The following is a 14,814-nucleotide window of genomic DNA, read 5'->3' as shown; positions in this document are numbered from 1 at the left end:
TTTCCGCTAGGTCCTTCGCTGCGCTCAGGACGACAGGAGGGTTACCGCCCCTCGAGCTGCTTGTTGATCCAGACCTGCACGGTGTTCGATTCCAGGAACTCGTGCGCCGCCTTTCGCTTCGCCGGATCGCGCGAATCGCCGTTTATGATCGCGGTGATGACGTCGCATTTGTAGGGAACGGCGACGGCCTCCCCGTAGCGCAGGGACTTGTTGTTGCGCCGATGGACGTAGACGCGGGTCCAGCCCACGAGGTCTGTCACACGCAGCCGCTCGCCGGGCCCCACCGGCGCGAAGCGCGGATCGAGGAGACGGATGTCGACGGCACGCTCCAAGGCTTCGTCGCTCGCGATGCCTTCCGGGCAGTCCCCGCTGCTGCCGAGACCGTTCAAGGTCAGCCAGACATAGACATCGTGATCCTCGCCGCTGTAGGCGCGGCCCGCAGGCGCACGCTCGGTCGAGAGCGGCCAGGTGAAAGGCCGCCAACCGAGCTTGTCGGTCGGACCCAGCGCCACCTGTCGTTCGGCGAACCACGCGAGCACCGCCAGCGCCGCGACCTGCGCCAGGCCGAGCGCGATGTAGAGGCGCGTCTGGCGGCTGAGCTTCATCGAGCTCAGCTCGGCGGAGCGGCCAGCAACAATGAGGACAACTCGTCCATCGAGTTGGCGACGGCGTCGGCTCCCGCATCAACGAGCTGGGTTCGCAACGACGCCGTCGCATGTGCGCCTCCCCCGAAACCGATCGCATGCATCCCCGCAGCGCGTGCGCCGGCGATGCCATGAGGAGAATCCTCGATCACGGTGCATCGTTCGGGCGGTACGCCGACTGCTTGTGAGGCGTGGAGGTAGATATCGGGCGCGGGCTTGCCACGCTGTACGAGCGCAGTGCTGAAGATGTTGGGCGCGAACCACGGTGCCAGGCCCGTGATCTCGAGCTTCATCTGTAGCTTGTCGGGTGTGCTGGACGAGGCGACACATCTGGGCAGTACAGACAGGATTCTAAGGGCTTCATCCACGCCGGGGACGATGCGCAGGTCCCTGGCGCAGCGACTCCACACCGTACGTTCCCGGACATCCAGAATATCCGCAGGAATCGGACGACCGAGTTCGTCGAAAACAGTCGCGTACATGTCCTTGCGCGAGATGCCGACGAACCGGCCGAGGAGTTCCTGCGCGGTTCGATGATAACCATGGACCGCCAGCATTTCGGCGTCGACCGTGTGCTCGAGAATCTCGCTGTCGACGAGCACGCCGTCGCAATCGAAGATCAGGAGCCGGTCCATGCCTCTCCGTCAGATCTGGTGCGCCATCGGAGGTGCCGGGATCGGGCGGACGCGCTCGTAGGCGGCGGCGGCGCGCAGCACCAGGGCGTCCATGGCATGGCCGCCGACGATCTGCAGGCCGATCGGCATGCCCTCGCGGTCGAGGCCGCAGGGGATGGTGGCGGCCGGCTGGCGCGTCAGGTTGAAGGTCAGCGTGAAGGGCGTCCAGCCGATGTCGACGCCGTCGCCGCCCCAGGCCGCGTTCTCGTTCACCGCGAAGGCGGTCATCGGCATCGTCGGGGTCAGCAGCAGGTCGTACTTGGCCATGAACTGGTTCATGATCGCCGAGATCGCCTGGCGCTGGTGGATCGCGGTGACGACCGCTTCCTGGCCGAGCTGGGCGCCGTATTCGGCGGCCTTCACCAGGCCCGGGTCCATCAGCTCGCGCTTCTCGGGGCTGAAGCTCTTGAGCAGCAGCGCGACGTTGGACTGCCAGTGGGCGTTCAGCACCTTGCGCGGGTCCATGCCCATGAAGTCGGGCGAGTCCTCGACGATCTTGCTGCCCAGGGTCTTGAACACCTTGACCGCCTGCTCGACCGCCACCGCCACGTCGCGGTCGATCTTGTCGCGCTCGACGAAGCCCAGGTTCGGCGAATAGGCGATGCGCAGGCCCTTCACGCCCTTGTCGAAGCCCTTGAGATAGTCCTCGGCGTCGTCGGGACGGCCATAGGGATCGCGGGCGTCGGGGCGGGCGATGACGTTCATCATCATCGCCGCGTCGCGCACGGTGCGCGTCATCGGGCCGATGTGCGAGAGCGTGCCTTGCGCGGAGACCGGCCACAGTGGCACGCGCGCCTGCGTGGGCTTCAGGCCAAAGATGCCGGAGAAGGAGCAGGGGATACGGACCGAGCCCGCGCCGTCGGTACCGATGGCGAGGTTGCCCATGCCGACTGCCTCGGCCGCCGTGCCGCCGCCGGACGAACCGCCGGGCGTGCGGCCGATCTTCCAGGGATTGTGCGTGGCGCCGTAGAGGCCCGAATCAGTGACGCCCTTCCAGCCATATTCCGGCGAGGTCGTCTTGCCGAGCAGCACCGTGCCGGCCTCGCGCAGCCGCTGCGCCACCGGCGCGTCGACGTTGAAGGGACCGTCGGGATCGGTGGCGAGGCTGCCCATGCGGGTCGGCATGCCCTTGGTCAGCACCATGTCCTTGATGGTGATCGGCACGCCGTCGATGTCCGAAAGCCGCTTGCCGCCCTTCTTCCAGCGCTTCTCCGAGGCGCGCGCCTGGCGCATCGCAGTGTCGGGGTCGAGATGCTGGAAGGCGTTGAGCTGGCCGTTGAAGGCATCGATGCGGGCGAGTGCCGCCTTGGTCGCCTCGACCGGCGAGGCCTTGCGGGTCTTGAAGAGTTTCACCAGCTCGTGGGCCGGCATCATGGCAAGGTCGGCAGTCATCTACTTGGTCTCCGGGAGGACGGGAAATTTCAACGGATGGGCTTCGGCAAAAGCGGCGGCGGCGCGCAGGACCAGTGCGTCGTTGTAGTGGGCCGAAGCAATCTGCAGGCCGACCGGCAGTCCGAGCCGCGACAGGCCGCACGGCACCGTCGCCGCGGGATGGCGCGTCAGGTTGAACTGCGGCGTGTAGGGCGACCAAAGGAAGTTCGGCTTGCCGTCGGGACCAGGAGGCAGATTGGTGCCGGCCTCGAAGGGCTGCACCGCGACGGTGGGGGTGAGCAGCAGGTCGTACTTCGTGAAGAACAGGTTCCAGGCAAGGGTGAGGTCGCGCCGTGTCACCTGCGCGTTCACCACGTCCTGCAGGCTGTAGCGCAGGCCTGCCTTGGCGCCGGCCAGCAGGCCGGGGTCGAACTCGCCGTGGCGCTCCTCGGGAAAGACCTGCAGCAGGCGCTGCAGCGCCGAGAGCCAGTGGATCACGAAGGCGCGGCTCGCCTCGCCGAAAGAAAAGGGCGCCTCGACCTCCTCGACCGTACAGCCCAGCGCCTCGAACTCGCGGGCGGCCTTGGTCACCATCGCCGCGACCTCGATGTCGAGCGGATGGTCGCCGAAGCGCAGCGCGAAGCCGATCTTCAGCTTCTTCGGCAAGGTCGTGAGCTTCTTCGTGTAGTCGGTGTCGTCCGGGGGCAGGGCGTAGCCGTCGCGCGGATCGGGCCGGGCGAGGACGTTCATCATCAGCGCGGCGTCGAGCGCGGTCCGTGCCATCGGGCCGGTATTCGACAGGTCGCCGGTCATCGACGGCGGCCAGGCCGGCACGCGGCCGAACGTGGCCTTGAGGCCGATCAGCCCGCTGAAGCTCGCGGGGATGCGCACCGAGCCGCCGCCGTCGGTACCGATGGCGATCGGACCCAGTCCCGCCGCGACCGCGGCACCGGCACCGCCCGAGGAGCCGCCCGGCGTCGTGCCGGTGTTCCAGGGATTGCGTGTGATCCCGTGCAGGGGCGAATCGGTCACGCCCTTGTGCCCGTATTCCGAGCTGGTGCTCTGGGCGAAGACGATCGCGCCGGCCTCGCGCAGCCGCGCCACCGCCGGCGCATCGGCATCGACGGGTGTCTTGTCGGTGAGCTTGCTGCCCATCGAGGCGGGCCAGCCCTTGACCCTTACCAGCTCCTTGATCGACACCGGCACGCCGTCGAGCGGTGAGAAGGGCTCGCCCTTCTTCCAGCGCTTCTCCGAAGCGCGGGCCGCGGCCAAGGCCGCCTTCGCGTCGACATGGCAGAGCGCGTTGATCGTCGTCGCGAGCCGGTCGGCGCGCGCCAGCACGGCCTTCATCGTCTCGACCGGGGACGCCTTGCCCTTGCGGTAGAGTTTGCCGAGTTCGGCGGCACTCGCCTGCGTGAGATCCGTCGTCATGCCGCTTCTCCCGTTCGGGTCGCCGCTTCGCGATACTGGCGGGCGAGCTGTTCGGCCTGGTATTCGGCGGCGAGCGCCTGTTCGGTGCGGCCGACCTGGTGATAAAGCGCGGCCAGCGCGCGCTTGGTCGCGGCCACGCCGGGCCGTTCGCGATCGTCGGCCTGCACGATCGCCAGCGCCGCGTCGTTCCAGCCGGCGCGGCTCAGCGCATCGAGATGGAGGGCGCCGAACAAGGCGCGCTGCGCGATCGAGCCGCCGAGGCTGCGCAGGTAGGGCATCGCCTGACCCATCAGGCGCGCCGCCGCCGGCATGTCGCCCACGGCGTGGGCGGCCAGACCATGCGCCAGCGGCACCACGCAATCGGCCCAGAGCTCGCGCTCGAAGGGCTTCGCGCGGGCGGCGCGGTCCTCGAGGCTCGCCAGCATCTCGGTGACGGCGCTGCGCTTGCCGGCGCGCGCCAGACCGTAGAGATAGTGGACGTCATGGAAGGCGGAGAGATGCTCGCGAACCCGGGGCTTCAGATAGGTCGCAAGATCGGCCCAGCGCGCGCCGACATCGACGCCGCGCAGTTCGAGCCGTGCCAGCAGCGAGACGGCGTTGGCCTGGTCCTCGCAGAACTCCTTCCACACGCCCCAGACGCGCTCGTCATGGAGCGCCAGCGCCTCGTCGGTGCGATCGAGGTCGATCAGGAACAGCGCGAGGTGCCACCAGTTGTGCGTCTGCATGAAGGAGTTGCAGTCGCTCCAGGTGTCGGACACCGAGCTGAGGAAGGCGACGCCCTCCAGCATGCGGCCGCGCGCCTCCAGGCAGTGGGCGATGGCGTGATGGGCCCACGGGTCGTTGCGGTCGAGCGCCAGTCCCCTGCGTGCGGCGGCCTCGGCCTCGTCGAGGCGATTGCACTCTTCGAGGCCAAACGCATACATGCCCCAGACGAAGCGATTATCCGGGTTGGCGGCGAGGAGCTTCTCGCCGACCTCGAGCAGCGTCTCGGCCTCGCCGCGGTTGAAGGCCAGCAGCTGCGCCAGCTTGCCGGCCAGCAGGTCGCGCGGCCATTCGGCGACGATCCTGCGGAACTGTTGCAGGCTGCGGTCGGTGTCACCTCCAACCCAGAATTCGATGGCGCCTAGCCACGCGAATTCGCGGGGGCTCGCGCTTGCCGTCATCTTCTGCGCGCGCGAGAGATGGCGCGTTGCGGCGGCGTGACCCTCGGGCGAGTACATCGAGAGGAAGAGGCTGGCCGCGACCAGCGGCAGCATCGGGCATTTCTCTTCCGCGTCCGCGGCGGCGATGAAGTCGGCGAACCGCTTGCCGAAGCCCAGCCATTCCTGCCTGACGAAATCCAGCGCGGCGACCGCACCCTCGTCGGCATTGCCCAACTCCAACCCTTGCCCGTCCCTCGCCACCCGGCCCCCTTGAATTTGCACGGGATCAGCTTCGCATGCCGCACCTCGGCTGGTCGAGGGGCTAGCTCTTCTTCAGGGCGTCGCGGATACTCCGCACCAACCAAGACGAAAATGCCAAGGGAGTAAAAGATGAAACGCCGCCACCTGCTGGGCTCTGCCGCAGCGCTCACGCTCACAACGGGTCTCGGGCCCTCCATCGCGCGGGCCCAGGCGTATCCCGACAAGCCGATCCGCTTCATCGTGCCCTACGCACCGGGCGGTGCAACCGATACGTCCGCGCGCGTCGCTGCGGAGTATCTGACCAACAAGTTCGGCCAGCAGGTACTCGTGGAAAACAAGCCGGGCGGGGGTACGATCATCGCCACCGAGATCGTCGCCAAGGCGAAACCCGACGGCTACACGATCCTGATGGCGGCGGCTCCCGTTGCCACCAACACGTCGTTCGGCCTCAAGCTGCCCTACGATCCGGTGAAGGATCTCGCGCCGGTCTGCAGCTATGTCGACATGCCGCTGCTGCTCGCCTGCAATCCCAATGCGCCCTACAAGACGATGGCCGAATTCATCGCCTGGGCGAAGGCGCAGACCTCGCCGATCCCCTACGCCTCGGCCGGCAACGCCAGCATGCCGCATCTGTGGGGCGAGCAGCTCAAGATGCAGACCGGCATCAAGCTCGAGCATATCGGCTACAAGGGCAGCGCTGACGCGCTGAAGGACGTGCTGGGCGGCCACGTCATGCTGTTCTCGGATACGCTGCTGCCGGGCGGCCTCGCGGTGAAGGACGGAAGGCTGCGCGGCCTGGTCGTCGCGGCCGCCAAGCGCGTGCCGATGCTCCCCGACGTGCCGACGGTCGCGGAGGTCGGCCTGCCTGCCGACCTGACGGGCGCGGTGTTCTTCGGGGTGATGGCGCCGGGCGGCACGCCGGAGCCGATCGTCGCGAAGCTCAACGCCGCCTTCAACGAGGTGCTGTCCGACCCTGCGACAGCCAAGAAGCTCGTCGACCTCGGCTTCGTCCTGGTGGGCGGCAGCGCCGCCGACTACGGCAAGCGCCTCGCCGCCGAGACGGTGAAGTGGCGCAAGGTCATCGAAGAGGCAAAGATCGCGCCGCCGGCGTGAGCACGGTGCGCAATTCGGGCCGCCTCGCCCAAGTCGTTCACGACTTGGGCGAACCACCCAAAAAACAAAAGATGTTGCCGGTCTTGTTCGCGCAGATATGGCTGCGGCCGTCGGGAGCGAGTTCTCTCAATACGACCTTCGGCGGCACCATCACCCAGCGGCCGTCGAGGAGCGCGTACCAGTTCCCGTCGTCCTTCTGGTAGGCCCGCGTCGGGCGGCAGTCGCCTTCGACGCCGTTGAACGTGCCGTTGCAGCACGAGGCGCCGGTGCCCGGTTGTCTCAGCTTCTCGTACCAGTCGTGACTCTGGGCGTGGCCTTCGCCGTGATGTCCGTCCTGCGCCAGGGCAGAGGTAGCAACGAACGCCGCCATCGTCGCGGCGATCAGCAAATGTCGTGGCATGAGGGCGGCCACCTGATCAAAGTGTCGGCCGAGCCGGCAACGTATTCGAGGCGACGTGCCGTCGCTCAGCCTGAACCGTTGCGCGGAGTCTACATCATCCTGAGACCGGCGACGATGGGGATGAACGCCGGATCGTCGGCCGACAGCATGCCGTGACGCACGAAGAAGTCGATCAACACGAGATTGCAGTTGTATTTGAACTCGGTGGTGTCGCGCACCGTCTCGAACACCCGCTGCACCGGCCACAGCTCGAAGGAGTGGACCTCGCCGTCGTTGGCGCGCGGTGTGAAATCCTGCGGCAGCTCGAGATCGAAGCAGATCATCACGTCGGGCTTCAACTGCCGCCCCGACTGGTTCCAGTAGCCGACGACGCTGACCGCCTTGGCCTGAAGCGCCAGCTCGGGCGGGATCGAGGCTTCCTCGCCGCATTCCTTGACCAGGTTCTCGTGCAGGCCAAGCCCCGCGGGCTGGCCGCCGGCGACCGTATTGTCGAGCTGGCCGGGGAAGGTGGGCTTCTCGAACGAGCGGCGCGGCACCCAGATGTGCAGCCCGTCGGCGCGGCGGACATAGCCCGTCATGTGGGGGCCGCCGGCGCGCACGCCGAACCATGGCACCGCGGACCGCTCCATCGCCATCAGGACGGGCGCGCCCTCCTGCGGACACACGGCGTATTCCTCCTCGCGCCACAGACCCTTGAAGTGGCCGCGCGCGCGCAAGTCGAGCAGGAACGCGCGGACCTCCGCCGTGCGCCTTGCCGGCGAATCGAGGCGAGGGTCGAGATGCCACGTCCCGTCTCGGTGCTCGAACAGGCCGGAACCCTGCACGACCTCCGAGACGAAGTCGCGATGGATGAAGCCCACCCGATGCCCGCCTATGGACCAAGGCTCGAACTGGGTGAGGTCGGCATTGTTGCAGCGGCGGATGTGATCGAGAAAGGACATGAGGCGGGGAGATAGCATAGAGTGCGGCCGATGACCGAAGACGAACTTCAGGCGCGGCTCGAAGCCGTGCTGCCCGCCGCCGACCGCCACGACGTGTTCGTCGAGGAATGCCAGGATCAGGACGTGCGGCTGCGCTTTTCGCCGGCGGCCGGGGCCGGCTGGACGACGGCGGCGCTTCTATCGCTGGTCGACACCTCGCTGCGGGCCACCGCGGGCCTCGACGCGCGCGTGTCGCATCTCAACGTCACGGTGCTGCGGCCCGCCCAGGTCGCCGACGTGATTTCCCTGTCGCGGGTGATCCGTCGCGATGGCGACGCGGCCCACGCCGAGGCTTGGCTGTTCAGCCACGCCGTCGTCGAGCCCATGCTGCACGCGACGGCGACGCTGGTCAGAACGCCTTGGCCATCGTGAAGCGCACGGCCAGCGGCTCGACCGGATGGAAGTGGCGGTCGGCCACGCCGTCGGGCCCTTCGTTCGGCAGACGCGAGCTATAGTAGTAGTCGATCTGGCTGGCCTGCGTGTTCAGCAGGTTGAAGGCGTCGACCTGCAGCTTGAGTCCGCTCTCGAAAACGTAGCCCAGGCGCGCATTGATGATCGAGGTCGGGCCCGACGTGACGCTCGCATCCTCGACCAGCGGGCGCGTTCCGAAGTAGCGCCAGCGCACCGCGCCGAACCAGCCTGTATCGCCACCGAGCGTGATGCCGGCCGAGGCGATGAAGGCGGGCGCGCCCGGGATGAAGTCGCCCGCCGGATCGGGGTTGGTGAAGCGCGCCTGCGTGTAGGCGAGGTCGAGGTCGAGCAGCGCCCACGGCACCGGCCGGTACTGGTTGGTCCATTCGACGCCGATGCGACGGCTCGGGCGGCTGGCCTCGGTCGTGCCGGCATCGCCCACGAACAGCAGCTCGGAATCGAAGTCGAGCACGAACACCGCGAGCGCGGAGTCGAGCCCCTTGATCGCCTGGGTCCGTACACCGACCTCGGCGCCGCGCGAGCGCACCAGCAGCGGCACCGAGGCGACCGGCGTGGTCTTGTCGCCGGGATCGACGGTGATGGTGGCGCCGCGCAGGTCGTTGCTGTGATAGCCGAGGCCTGCATTCACGAAGAACTCGGTCTTGTCGAACGGACCGAAGATGAGGCTGGCCTTGGGGCTGGCCAGGAAGGCCGCGACATTGCCGGAGTTCGCCGCCGTGTCGGAGGCGACGGAACCCATGAACCAGTCGCCGCGGACACCGAGGATCGAGCGCAGCCAGTCGGTCCATTGCAGCGTGTTCCTGGCGTAGACGGCGACGCTGGTCTCGGTCACCTGGTCGTAGCGCACCGTATTGAACGGCGTGCGCTGTTGGGTGTTGAACAGGCCGACGCCGATATTGTCGTAGCGGACCTGCGTGCCGACCGTGGTCTCCGAGGCGAATCCTGCCAGCGAGTGGCGCATCAGGTGGCTGGCGTTGAGGCCCAGGATCATGCGCTTGTCGCTCTGCTGGAACTGGTCGCCGTTCACCGGATCGTCGAGGAAGTAGGTGAAGTTGTTGTAGAGGTTCATCGTCGAATAGATGCCGTAGGCCTCGACCTTCGACGCGGTGCGCTCTTCGCTGCGGCTCCAGCGCATCGACAGCGAATAGCGCTGGGCATCGCCGCCATCGGTCTGGTCGACGCCGCCATAGCGTCCGAGGCTGCCGTCGGCGACCGCCCGCGCTGGAATCTGGTCGGTCGAGTGCCAGGAGTTGGTGTAGGCGAGTGCGGTGATGGCCAGTCCGTTGGCCGTGTCGCCCTCGGCATAGCGCAGGAAGCCGTTGAACTTCTTCAGGTCGTCTCCGACCTGCCAGGGACCGTTGTAGGTCACGATCTCGCCGGCCGCGGTCAATGTGCCGTTGCCCGCCGCCATCGAGCCCGCGGCCAGAGCGCGCCAGTAGCCGAAGCTGCCGCCGGTCGACAGCACGACGGCATTCTCCAGCCGGTTGGCATAGGACAGGCGCAGTGAGCCCGCCGAGGCGAAGTCGCTCTCCTCGGCATAGTAGGGGCCCTTCTTGATGACCATCTGGTCGACCAGTTCGGGGATCAGGAAGTTCAGGTCGGCATAGCCCTGGCCGTGCCCGTGCGTGCGCATGTTGACCGGCATGCCGTCCAACCAGATGGCGAGATCGGTCCCGTGGTCGAGGTTCATGCCGCGCAGGAAATACTGGTTGGCTTTGCCCTCGCCGCTGTGCTGGGAGACGATCAGGCCGGGTACCGCTTCCAGCATCTCGCCGGGCCGCGAGATCGGCCGCGTGTTCAGCGTCTCGCCCGAGACGCGGCGCTCGCTGGCCGAATCGGTCGGCTCGGCTTCCAGCACGCGGGGCGCGGTGACGGTGATGGCCGGAAGCGCGGTCGAGGCGCCGGTATAGCCCTGCGCGGTGGGATTTGGCGCCGCCGGACCGGAGGGTCCCTGTCCAGGCGCCAGGGGCGGCGGCTCGGACGTGGTCTGTGCGACCGCGATGGCCGGCCAGAACACGAGCATAGCCAACAGCGCGGAGGATTTCGTATGCATTATTATAATATTCTGCATACTTCATGCCAGTGCCGCAATGCAGGCGATTGAGTGCGGCCGCCGGCTTGGTGCCTTGAGTTTGTTCAAAGACCTGCCTAAACTTTGCCATGATTGCCAAACAGCCGATTTCACGTTTGCGCTCGATGGCGCTGGCGGTGGCGCTGTTCGCGATCACCCTCGCAATCTTCCAGCCCCTTTCCCACGCGGTCATGCTGCGGATGGGCGGCCTGGAGGCGGCCACCGCCCTGTGGGGTGCTCTCTGCCAGCCTAGTGCCGACACGGGCGAGGGCGAGTCACAGGGACCGGCGAATGCCAAGGTCCACGATTGCTGCTTCGGACTGTCCCATGCACCGGCGCAGGCGCTGCCGTCCGGCGCCTCGATCGAGGTCGAGGTCACCGAGGCGGCCCCGCGCGTCCACCCGGCGCACCATCATCCCTCGACCGGCGCCATTCGTGACGGGCCCAACCAGCCTCGAGCTCCACCACTTCTGAACGACTGACTTCAATCCTTGCATCACGCGCGCCCGCTGGCGCGCGTGATGCATCGCGTCAGCCATTCGAGTGAGTGCCCATGCCGGCGATTCTCAGGGCGATCGATGATCGTCCCGGTGAGGCCTGCCGTCTGTTCGGCAGTCACCCACCCAGCCACTCCGATCATGCTCGCGAGCCGCAGGCGCAAGCCCGCGCGGGCTCATCCATCCATTCGATCCAAGGTGAACTCCCATGCCCCGTAGCGCGATGCGCCGCTATCTGAGACGCTGCCTCTCGGCCCGTCCTCTTCTTGCTCCCGGACTGATGATCCTCGCGATGCCGGCGCTTGCGCAGACGAGCGACAAGCCTTCGGGGACGCCCGTCGAATTTCCGCCCGTGCTTGTTCAGGGAAACGGCATTCCCGTGGAGAATACGACGGCCGGCCCGGTCCAGGGATTTCGCGCTCTGACGGCCAAGTCTTCCACCAGGACCTCGACCCCCATCGAGCAGCTGCCCCAGAACATCAACGTCATTACGCGGTCCCTGATCGACAGCCAGCTCTCGATAACGCTCAGCGACGCGGTGCGGAACGCCAGCAACGTGCAGCCCGTCGACACACGGATGATTGGCAATGTCGAGCAGACACCGGTGAGGATCAGGGGTTTCGGCGCGGAACTCTGGACCGACGGCTTTGCCGGCAACCTGTTCAGCGCGGGCGACCGCGATGGGCTGGTGAATGTCGAGCGCGTCGAGATCCTGAAGGGCCCCAGCGCCGTCGTCTATGGCGGCGGCGCCGGTGCGCCGGTCGGCGGCGTGCTCAACGTCGTCTCGAAGATGCCGACCGACACGGCAAAGTATCAGGTGGGCACGACGTTCGGCAGCTACTGGTACGCCAACCCCTACATCGACGTGAACCAACCCCTGAACGACGAGAAGACGGTGCTGTTCCGCTTCACCTCCGAGTATACCGGGAGCAGTAGCTACATCGACGTTCTGAATTCCCGCCGCTTCAGCGTCAATCCGACGCTTACGCTGACCAACAAGACGGACACGACCCTGACGCTCCAGGGTTTTGTGTCGCAGGCCTACCAGCAGGCTTATCCCGGCCTGCCGGTCAGCGGCACGGTCACGGGAGACTACACCGTCAACCGCAACCTGTATTTCGGCAATCCCAATATCATGCCGAGCTACTCGAAGTTGTATGGCGTGACCGGAACATTGGATCATCGCATCGACGATGTCTGGTCGGTCAACGTCAAGGCGCGGTGGAGCGCCTCGGAGATGCAGCAGAACTCCCAAAGCGCCTTCCTCGACGCCACGGGAACCGGGGGCACGCCGTTGTTTCCGCCGTCGACCTTCGATGTCAACAACATCGAGGTGTACGACCAGCAGCAGGAGATCAGCATCAACCCGACGGTTCAGGCGAAGTTCGCGACGGAGTCGACGAAGAACACGCTGCTGATCGGTGGCGACTTCAGCCGCGTCCGCGACTGGGGGTACATGAACGTCGACACGAATGGCAACGTCTGCTTTCTGATCGGGTTCGGCTGCACGCCCTCCCTCGCCAACCTGCAGAATCCGTCGTTCACGACGCCCTATACCTTCCCTGTGCCGGGAAAGGGAGAAGGTGCTTCGTTCTTCAACTTCAACAACACCTACTTGACGACGGGCTTCTACGCGCAGCTGCAGTCAACGATCAACGAGCGCTTCCATGTTCTGGCCGGGGCCCGTCTGGCGTCGATCGACATGACCTATAACGAGTTTGCGAGCGGCGCCATGGTGACGCGCGTGACCCAGGCGACCCGGCTGCTTCCCCGCGCCGGAATTGTCGTCGATCTGGTCAAGGGGCTATCGCTGTACGGCAGCTATTCCCAGGGTATGAAGTGGGTGCCGTTCTCGCAGACATTCGCCCAGCCGGCGCCCGAGTTTTCCACGCAGTACGAGGCTGGCGTGAAGCTCAACATCAACGATACCCTCACCGGGACGGTGGCGCTCTTCCAGATCGAGCGCACGAACGTCCCGGTCCGGCTGACCGCCGTTTCCGCCGCCCTCACCCAGCAGACTTCGCGCGGCTTCGAAGCCGACTTCCTCTACCAGCCCAATCGCAACTGGAGCGTGCTGGCGAGCTACGGTTACACGAGTGCCTTCTTCGCCGACCCCGCCGGAGCCGGCATTCCGGCGGGCTACCGGCTGCCCTTCGTCCCGGAGCATTCGGGTCGCTTCTGGCTGAACTACCAGTTCGACGAGAGCGTCGCGCCGGGGTTCAGCCTGGGCGCCGGCGTCTATGCGGCCTCGAACCAGTACGTGGATGCGACCAATCTCTGGCAGACCGCCGGCTATTATACGGTCGATGCGAAGATCGGGTACGAGAACGAGAAGTTCCGTGCCGTTCTTTCGGCCAAGAACCTGACGAACAACCAGTATTTCGTTCCGTACAGCTGGCTCGGTGGACAGGTTGCACCGGGAGCGCCGCTCTCGGTCTATGGCCAACTGGCCTTCAAGTTCTGACGGGAGGCTCGCCATGTCTTTGACACGCCGTCAATTCTCCGCCGCGGCCGCCGTTGCCGCGGCGGTCGCTCATTCGCCCAGCGATCTCCTGGCGCAACAGACGGGCGGCGGTGAGCCGTCGCCCGGAGCCGCAAACGGGTCGCCTCACGACATGTCGTCCATGCCCGCCCATTGGATGGGATCGGAGCAGATCGCCTTCCTGATCTATCCGCAATTCACGGCACTCGACATGGTCGGTCCGCATCACATGCTGACGAGCCTGATGGGCGCAAAGGTGCATCTCGTCGCCAGGACGCGCGATCCGGTGCAATGCGACACCGGTCTTTCCGTGATGCCTTCCATGACCTTCGATGAATGTCCGAGCGACCTCGACATCATCTGCGTGCCGGGTGGTTCCACCGGTACGCTCGCGGCGATGGCGGACGACGCGACAATGCTCTTCCTGAAGGACCGCGGCAGCCGGGCGAAGTACGTCACGTCGGTTTGCACCGGTTCGCTGCTCCTGGGGGCGGCCGGGCTGCTCGCCGGATACAGGGCGACGTCGCATTGGGCAACCAGAGGGATCCTGCCGATCTTCGGCGCCAGCCTCGCAGGCGAAAGGGTCGTGGTCGATCGCAACAGGATCACGGGCGGGGGCGTGACGGCGGGCATCGATTTCGGCCTCACTCTCGTGGGGCATCTGCGGGATCGACAGTATGCCGAGGGCGTCCAGCTCATGGCGGAGTACGATCCCAAACCTCCCTATTCGGCAGGCACGCCCGAAAGCGCCCCTGCAGAAGTCAGGGCGATGATCGAAGGCATGTTCATCGATTTCGTCGCCGAAGCCGAGAAGGCGGGCCGCGCCGCATTCGCCAGGTTCGGGAGGCTGTGATGACGCAGGCACTTGTCGGCCAAGCAGCTTGAGCGACACCGGACAACCCGGCTAAACTGCAGCATGACCGCAATGCAGCCAATATCACGTTTGCGCTCGATGGCGCTGACGGTGGCGCTGTTCGCGGTCACGCTCGCCATCTTCCAGCCTCTCTCCCACGCGGTCATGCTGCGCATGGGCGGCCTCGAGGCCGCCACCGCGATGTGGGGAGCCCTGTGCCAGCCCAATGCCGACACGGGTGAGGGCGAGTCGCAGGGACGGGCGAACGCCAGGGTCCACGATTGCTGCTTCGGCCTCGCGCACGCACCGGCGCAAGCGCTGCCATCGGGCGCCTCGATCGAGATCGAGGTCACCGAAGCGGCTGCGTATGTCCACACGGCGCATCATCATCCCTCGACCGGCGCCATCCGCGACGGGCCCAACCAGCCCCGAGCTCCTCCGCTTCCGAACGTCTGACCTTCCG

Annotated in this window: 14 protein-coding genes; 6 read left to right on the top strand and 8 right to left on the bottom strand. The window is 66.5% G+C overall.

Translation table 11 applies throughout. The annotated features are described in order from the left end of the window. Positions 1 to 41: 41 nt before the first annotated feature. The 5 genes from ACQY78_RS07920 to ACQY78_RS07900 are packed head-to-tail and all read right to left on the bottom strand — an operon-like array spanning position 42 to position 5,502. Positions 42 to 605: a hypothetical protein gene (locus ACQY78_RS07920; RefSeq protein WP_428684379.1), complete on the bottom strand. Its 564-nt coding sequence runs from the start codon at positions 603 to 605 to the stop codon at positions 42 to 44. A gap of 5 nt (positions 606 to 610) precedes the next feature. After that, entirely contained in the window at positions 611 to 1,279 is a 669-nt protein-coding gene (locus tag ACQY78_RS07915; protein ID WP_428684377.1) for an HAD family hydrolase, read from the bottom strand. Positions 1,280 to 1,288: 9 nt separating this feature from the next. After that, on the bottom strand, positions 1,289 to 2,710 hold the full coding sequence (locus ACQY78_RS07910; RefSeq protein ID WP_428684375.1) for an amidase: 1,422 nt from the start codon (positions 2,708 to 2,710) through the stop codon (positions 1,289 to 1,291). Further along, positions 2,711 to 4,120, bottom strand: a complete 1,410-nt coding sequence (locus tag ACQY78_RS07905; RefSeq protein WP_428684373.1) for an amidase — start codon at positions 4,118 to 4,120, stop codon at positions 2,711 to 2,713. Continuing rightward, on the bottom strand, positions 4,117 to 5,502 hold the full coding sequence (locus ACQY78_RS07900; protein WP_428684371.1) for a tetratricopeptide repeat protein: 1,386 nt from the start codon (positions 5,500 to 5,502) through the stop codon (positions 4,117 to 4,119). Before ACQY78_RS07900 ends, ACQY78_RS07905 begins: the two co-directional genes overlap by 4 nt. A gap of 150 nt (positions 5,503 to 5,652) precedes the next feature. On the opposite strand from ACQY78_RS07900, the gene ACQY78_RS07895 reads away from it, so the two are divergent. Beyond that, positions 5,653 to 6,636 carry a Bug family tripartite tricarboxylate transporter substrate binding protein gene (locus tag ACQY78_RS07895; protein WP_428684370.1) on the top strand — a complete coding sequence of 328 codons (984 nt, stop codon included), beginning with the start codon at positions 5,653 to 5,655 and terminating at the stop codon, positions 6,634 to 6,636. Positions 6,637 to 6,673: 37 nt separating this feature from the next. Here ACQY78_RS07895 and ACQY78_RS07890 read toward each other — a convergent pair whose 3' ends face one another. Then, positions 6,674 to 7,036, bottom strand: coding sequence for a hypothetical protein (locus tag ACQY78_RS07890; RefSeq protein WP_428684368.1), 363 nt, complete (start codon positions 7,034 to 7,036; stop codon positions 6,674 to 6,676). 89 nt (positions 7,037 to 7,125) lie between these two features. Then, a complete protein-coding gene (locus ACQY78_RS07885) occupies positions 7,126 to 7,977 on the bottom strand; it encodes a DUF4743 domain-containing protein (RefSeq protein ID WP_428684366.1) in 852 nt (283 codons plus the stop codon). Between the two features lie 30 nt (positions 7,978 to 8,007). On the opposite strand from ACQY78_RS07885, the gene ACQY78_RS07880 reads away from it, so the two are divergent. Continuing rightward, positions 8,008 to 8,388: a hypothetical protein gene (locus ACQY78_RS07880; RefSeq protein ID WP_428684364.1), complete on the top strand. Its 381-nt coding sequence runs from the start codon at positions 8,008 to 8,010 to the stop codon at positions 8,386 to 8,388. Here the strand turns inward: ACQY78_RS07880 and ACQY78_RS07875 are convergent. After that, positions 8,366 to 10,501, bottom strand: a complete 2,136-nt coding sequence (locus ACQY78_RS07875) for a TonB-dependent receptor domain-containing protein (protein WP_428684362.1) — start codon at positions 10,499 to 10,501, stop codon at positions 8,366 to 8,368. The genes ACQY78_RS07880 and ACQY78_RS07875 overlap by 23 nt on opposite strands. 107 nt (positions 10,502 to 10,608) lie before the next feature. Between ACQY78_RS07875 and ACQY78_RS07870 the strand changes: the two genes are divergently transcribed. From ACQY78_RS07870 to ACQY78_RS07855, 4 genes are all read left to right on the top strand, one after another. Further along, on the top strand, positions 10,609 to 11,001 hold the full coding sequence (locus tag ACQY78_RS07870) for a DUF2946 family protein (RefSeq protein WP_428684360.1): 393 nt from the start codon (positions 10,609 to 10,611) through the stop codon (positions 10,999 to 11,001). A 223-nt stretch (positions 11,002 to 11,224) separates the two neighbouring features. Further along, entirely contained in the window at positions 11,225 to 13,480 is a 2,256-nt protein-coding gene (locus ACQY78_RS07865; RefSeq protein WP_428684358.1) for a TonB-dependent siderophore receptor, read from the top strand. A 13-nt stretch (positions 13,481 to 13,493) separates the two neighbouring features. Next, a complete protein-coding gene (locus ACQY78_RS07860; RefSeq protein WP_428684356.1) occupies positions 13,494 to 14,351 on the top strand; it encodes a DJ-1/PfpI family protein in 858 nt (285 codons plus the stop codon). A 72-nt stretch (positions 14,352 to 14,423) separates the two neighbouring features. Beyond that, entirely contained in the window at positions 14,424 to 14,807 is a 384-nt protein-coding gene (locus ACQY78_RS07855; protein ID WP_428684354.1) for a DUF2946 family protein, read from the top strand. Positions 14,808 to 14,814 lie beyond the last annotated feature (7 nt).

It is taken from the genome of Reyranella sp., assembly GCF_965279625.1.
Taxonomy (GTDB): domain Bacteria; phylum Pseudomonadota; class Alphaproteobacteria; order Reyranellales; family Reyranellaceae; genus Reyranella.
This window is presented reverse-complemented; position numbering and strand designations above follow the sequence as displayed.

What these genes read in the sequence shown, in the direction of transcription:
- ACQY78_RS07920 (WP_428684379.1), bottom strand. Translation starts at nt 605, where the DNA reads ATGAAGCTCAGCCGCCAGACGCGCCTCTACATCGCGCTCGGCCTGGCG.
- ACQY78_RS07915 (WP_428684377.1), bottom strand. Translation starts at nt 1,279, where the DNA reads ATGGACCGGCTCCTGATCTTCGATTGCGACGGCGTGCTCGTCGACAGC.
- ACQY78_RS07910 (WP_428684375.1), bottom strand. Translation starts at nt 2,710, where the DNA reads ATGACTGCCGACCTTGCCATGATGCCGGCCCACGAGCTGGTGAAACTC.
- ACQY78_RS07905 (WP_428684373.1), bottom strand. Translation starts at nt 4,120, where the DNA reads ATGACGACGGATCTCACGCAGGCGAGTGCCGCCGAACTCGGCAAACTC.
- ACQY78_RS07895 (WP_428684370.1), top strand. Translation starts at nt 5,653, where the DNA reads ATGAAACGCCGCCACCTGCTGGGCTCTGCCGCAGCGCTCACGCTCACA.
- ACQY78_RS07890 (WP_428684368.1), bottom strand. Translation starts at nt 7,036, where the DNA reads ATGCCACGACATTTGCTGATCGCCGCGACGATGGCGGCGTTCGTTGCT.
- ACQY78_RS07885 (WP_428684366.1), bottom strand. Translation starts at nt 7,977, where the DNA reads ATGTCCTTTCTCGATCACATCCGCCGCTGCAACAATGCCGACCTCACC.
- ACQY78_RS07880 (WP_428684364.1), top strand. Translation starts at nt 8,008, where the DNA reads ATGACCGAAGACGAACTTCAGGCGCGGCTCGAAGCCGTGCTGCCCGCC.
- ACQY78_RS07875 (WP_428684362.1), bottom strand. Translation starts at nt 10,501, where the DNA reads ATGCATACGAAATCCTCCGCGCTGTTGGCTATGCTCGTGTTCTGGCCG.
- ACQY78_RS07870 (WP_428684360.1), top strand. Translation starts at nt 10,609, where the DNA reads ATGATTGCCAAACAGCCGATTTCACGTTTGCGCTCGATGGCGCTGGCG.
- ACQY78_RS07865 (WP_428684358.1), top strand. Translation starts at nt 11,225, where the DNA reads ATGCCCCGTAGCGCGATGCGCCGCTATCTGAGACGCTGCCTCTCGGCC.
- ACQY78_RS07860 (WP_428684356.1), top strand. Translation starts at nt 13,494, where the DNA reads ATGTCTTTGACACGCCGTCAATTCTCCGCCGCGGCCGCCGTTGCCGCG.
- ACQY78_RS07855 (WP_428684354.1), top strand. Translation starts at nt 14,424, where the DNA reads ATGCAGCCAATATCACGTTTGCGCTCGATGGCGCTGACGGTGGCGCTG.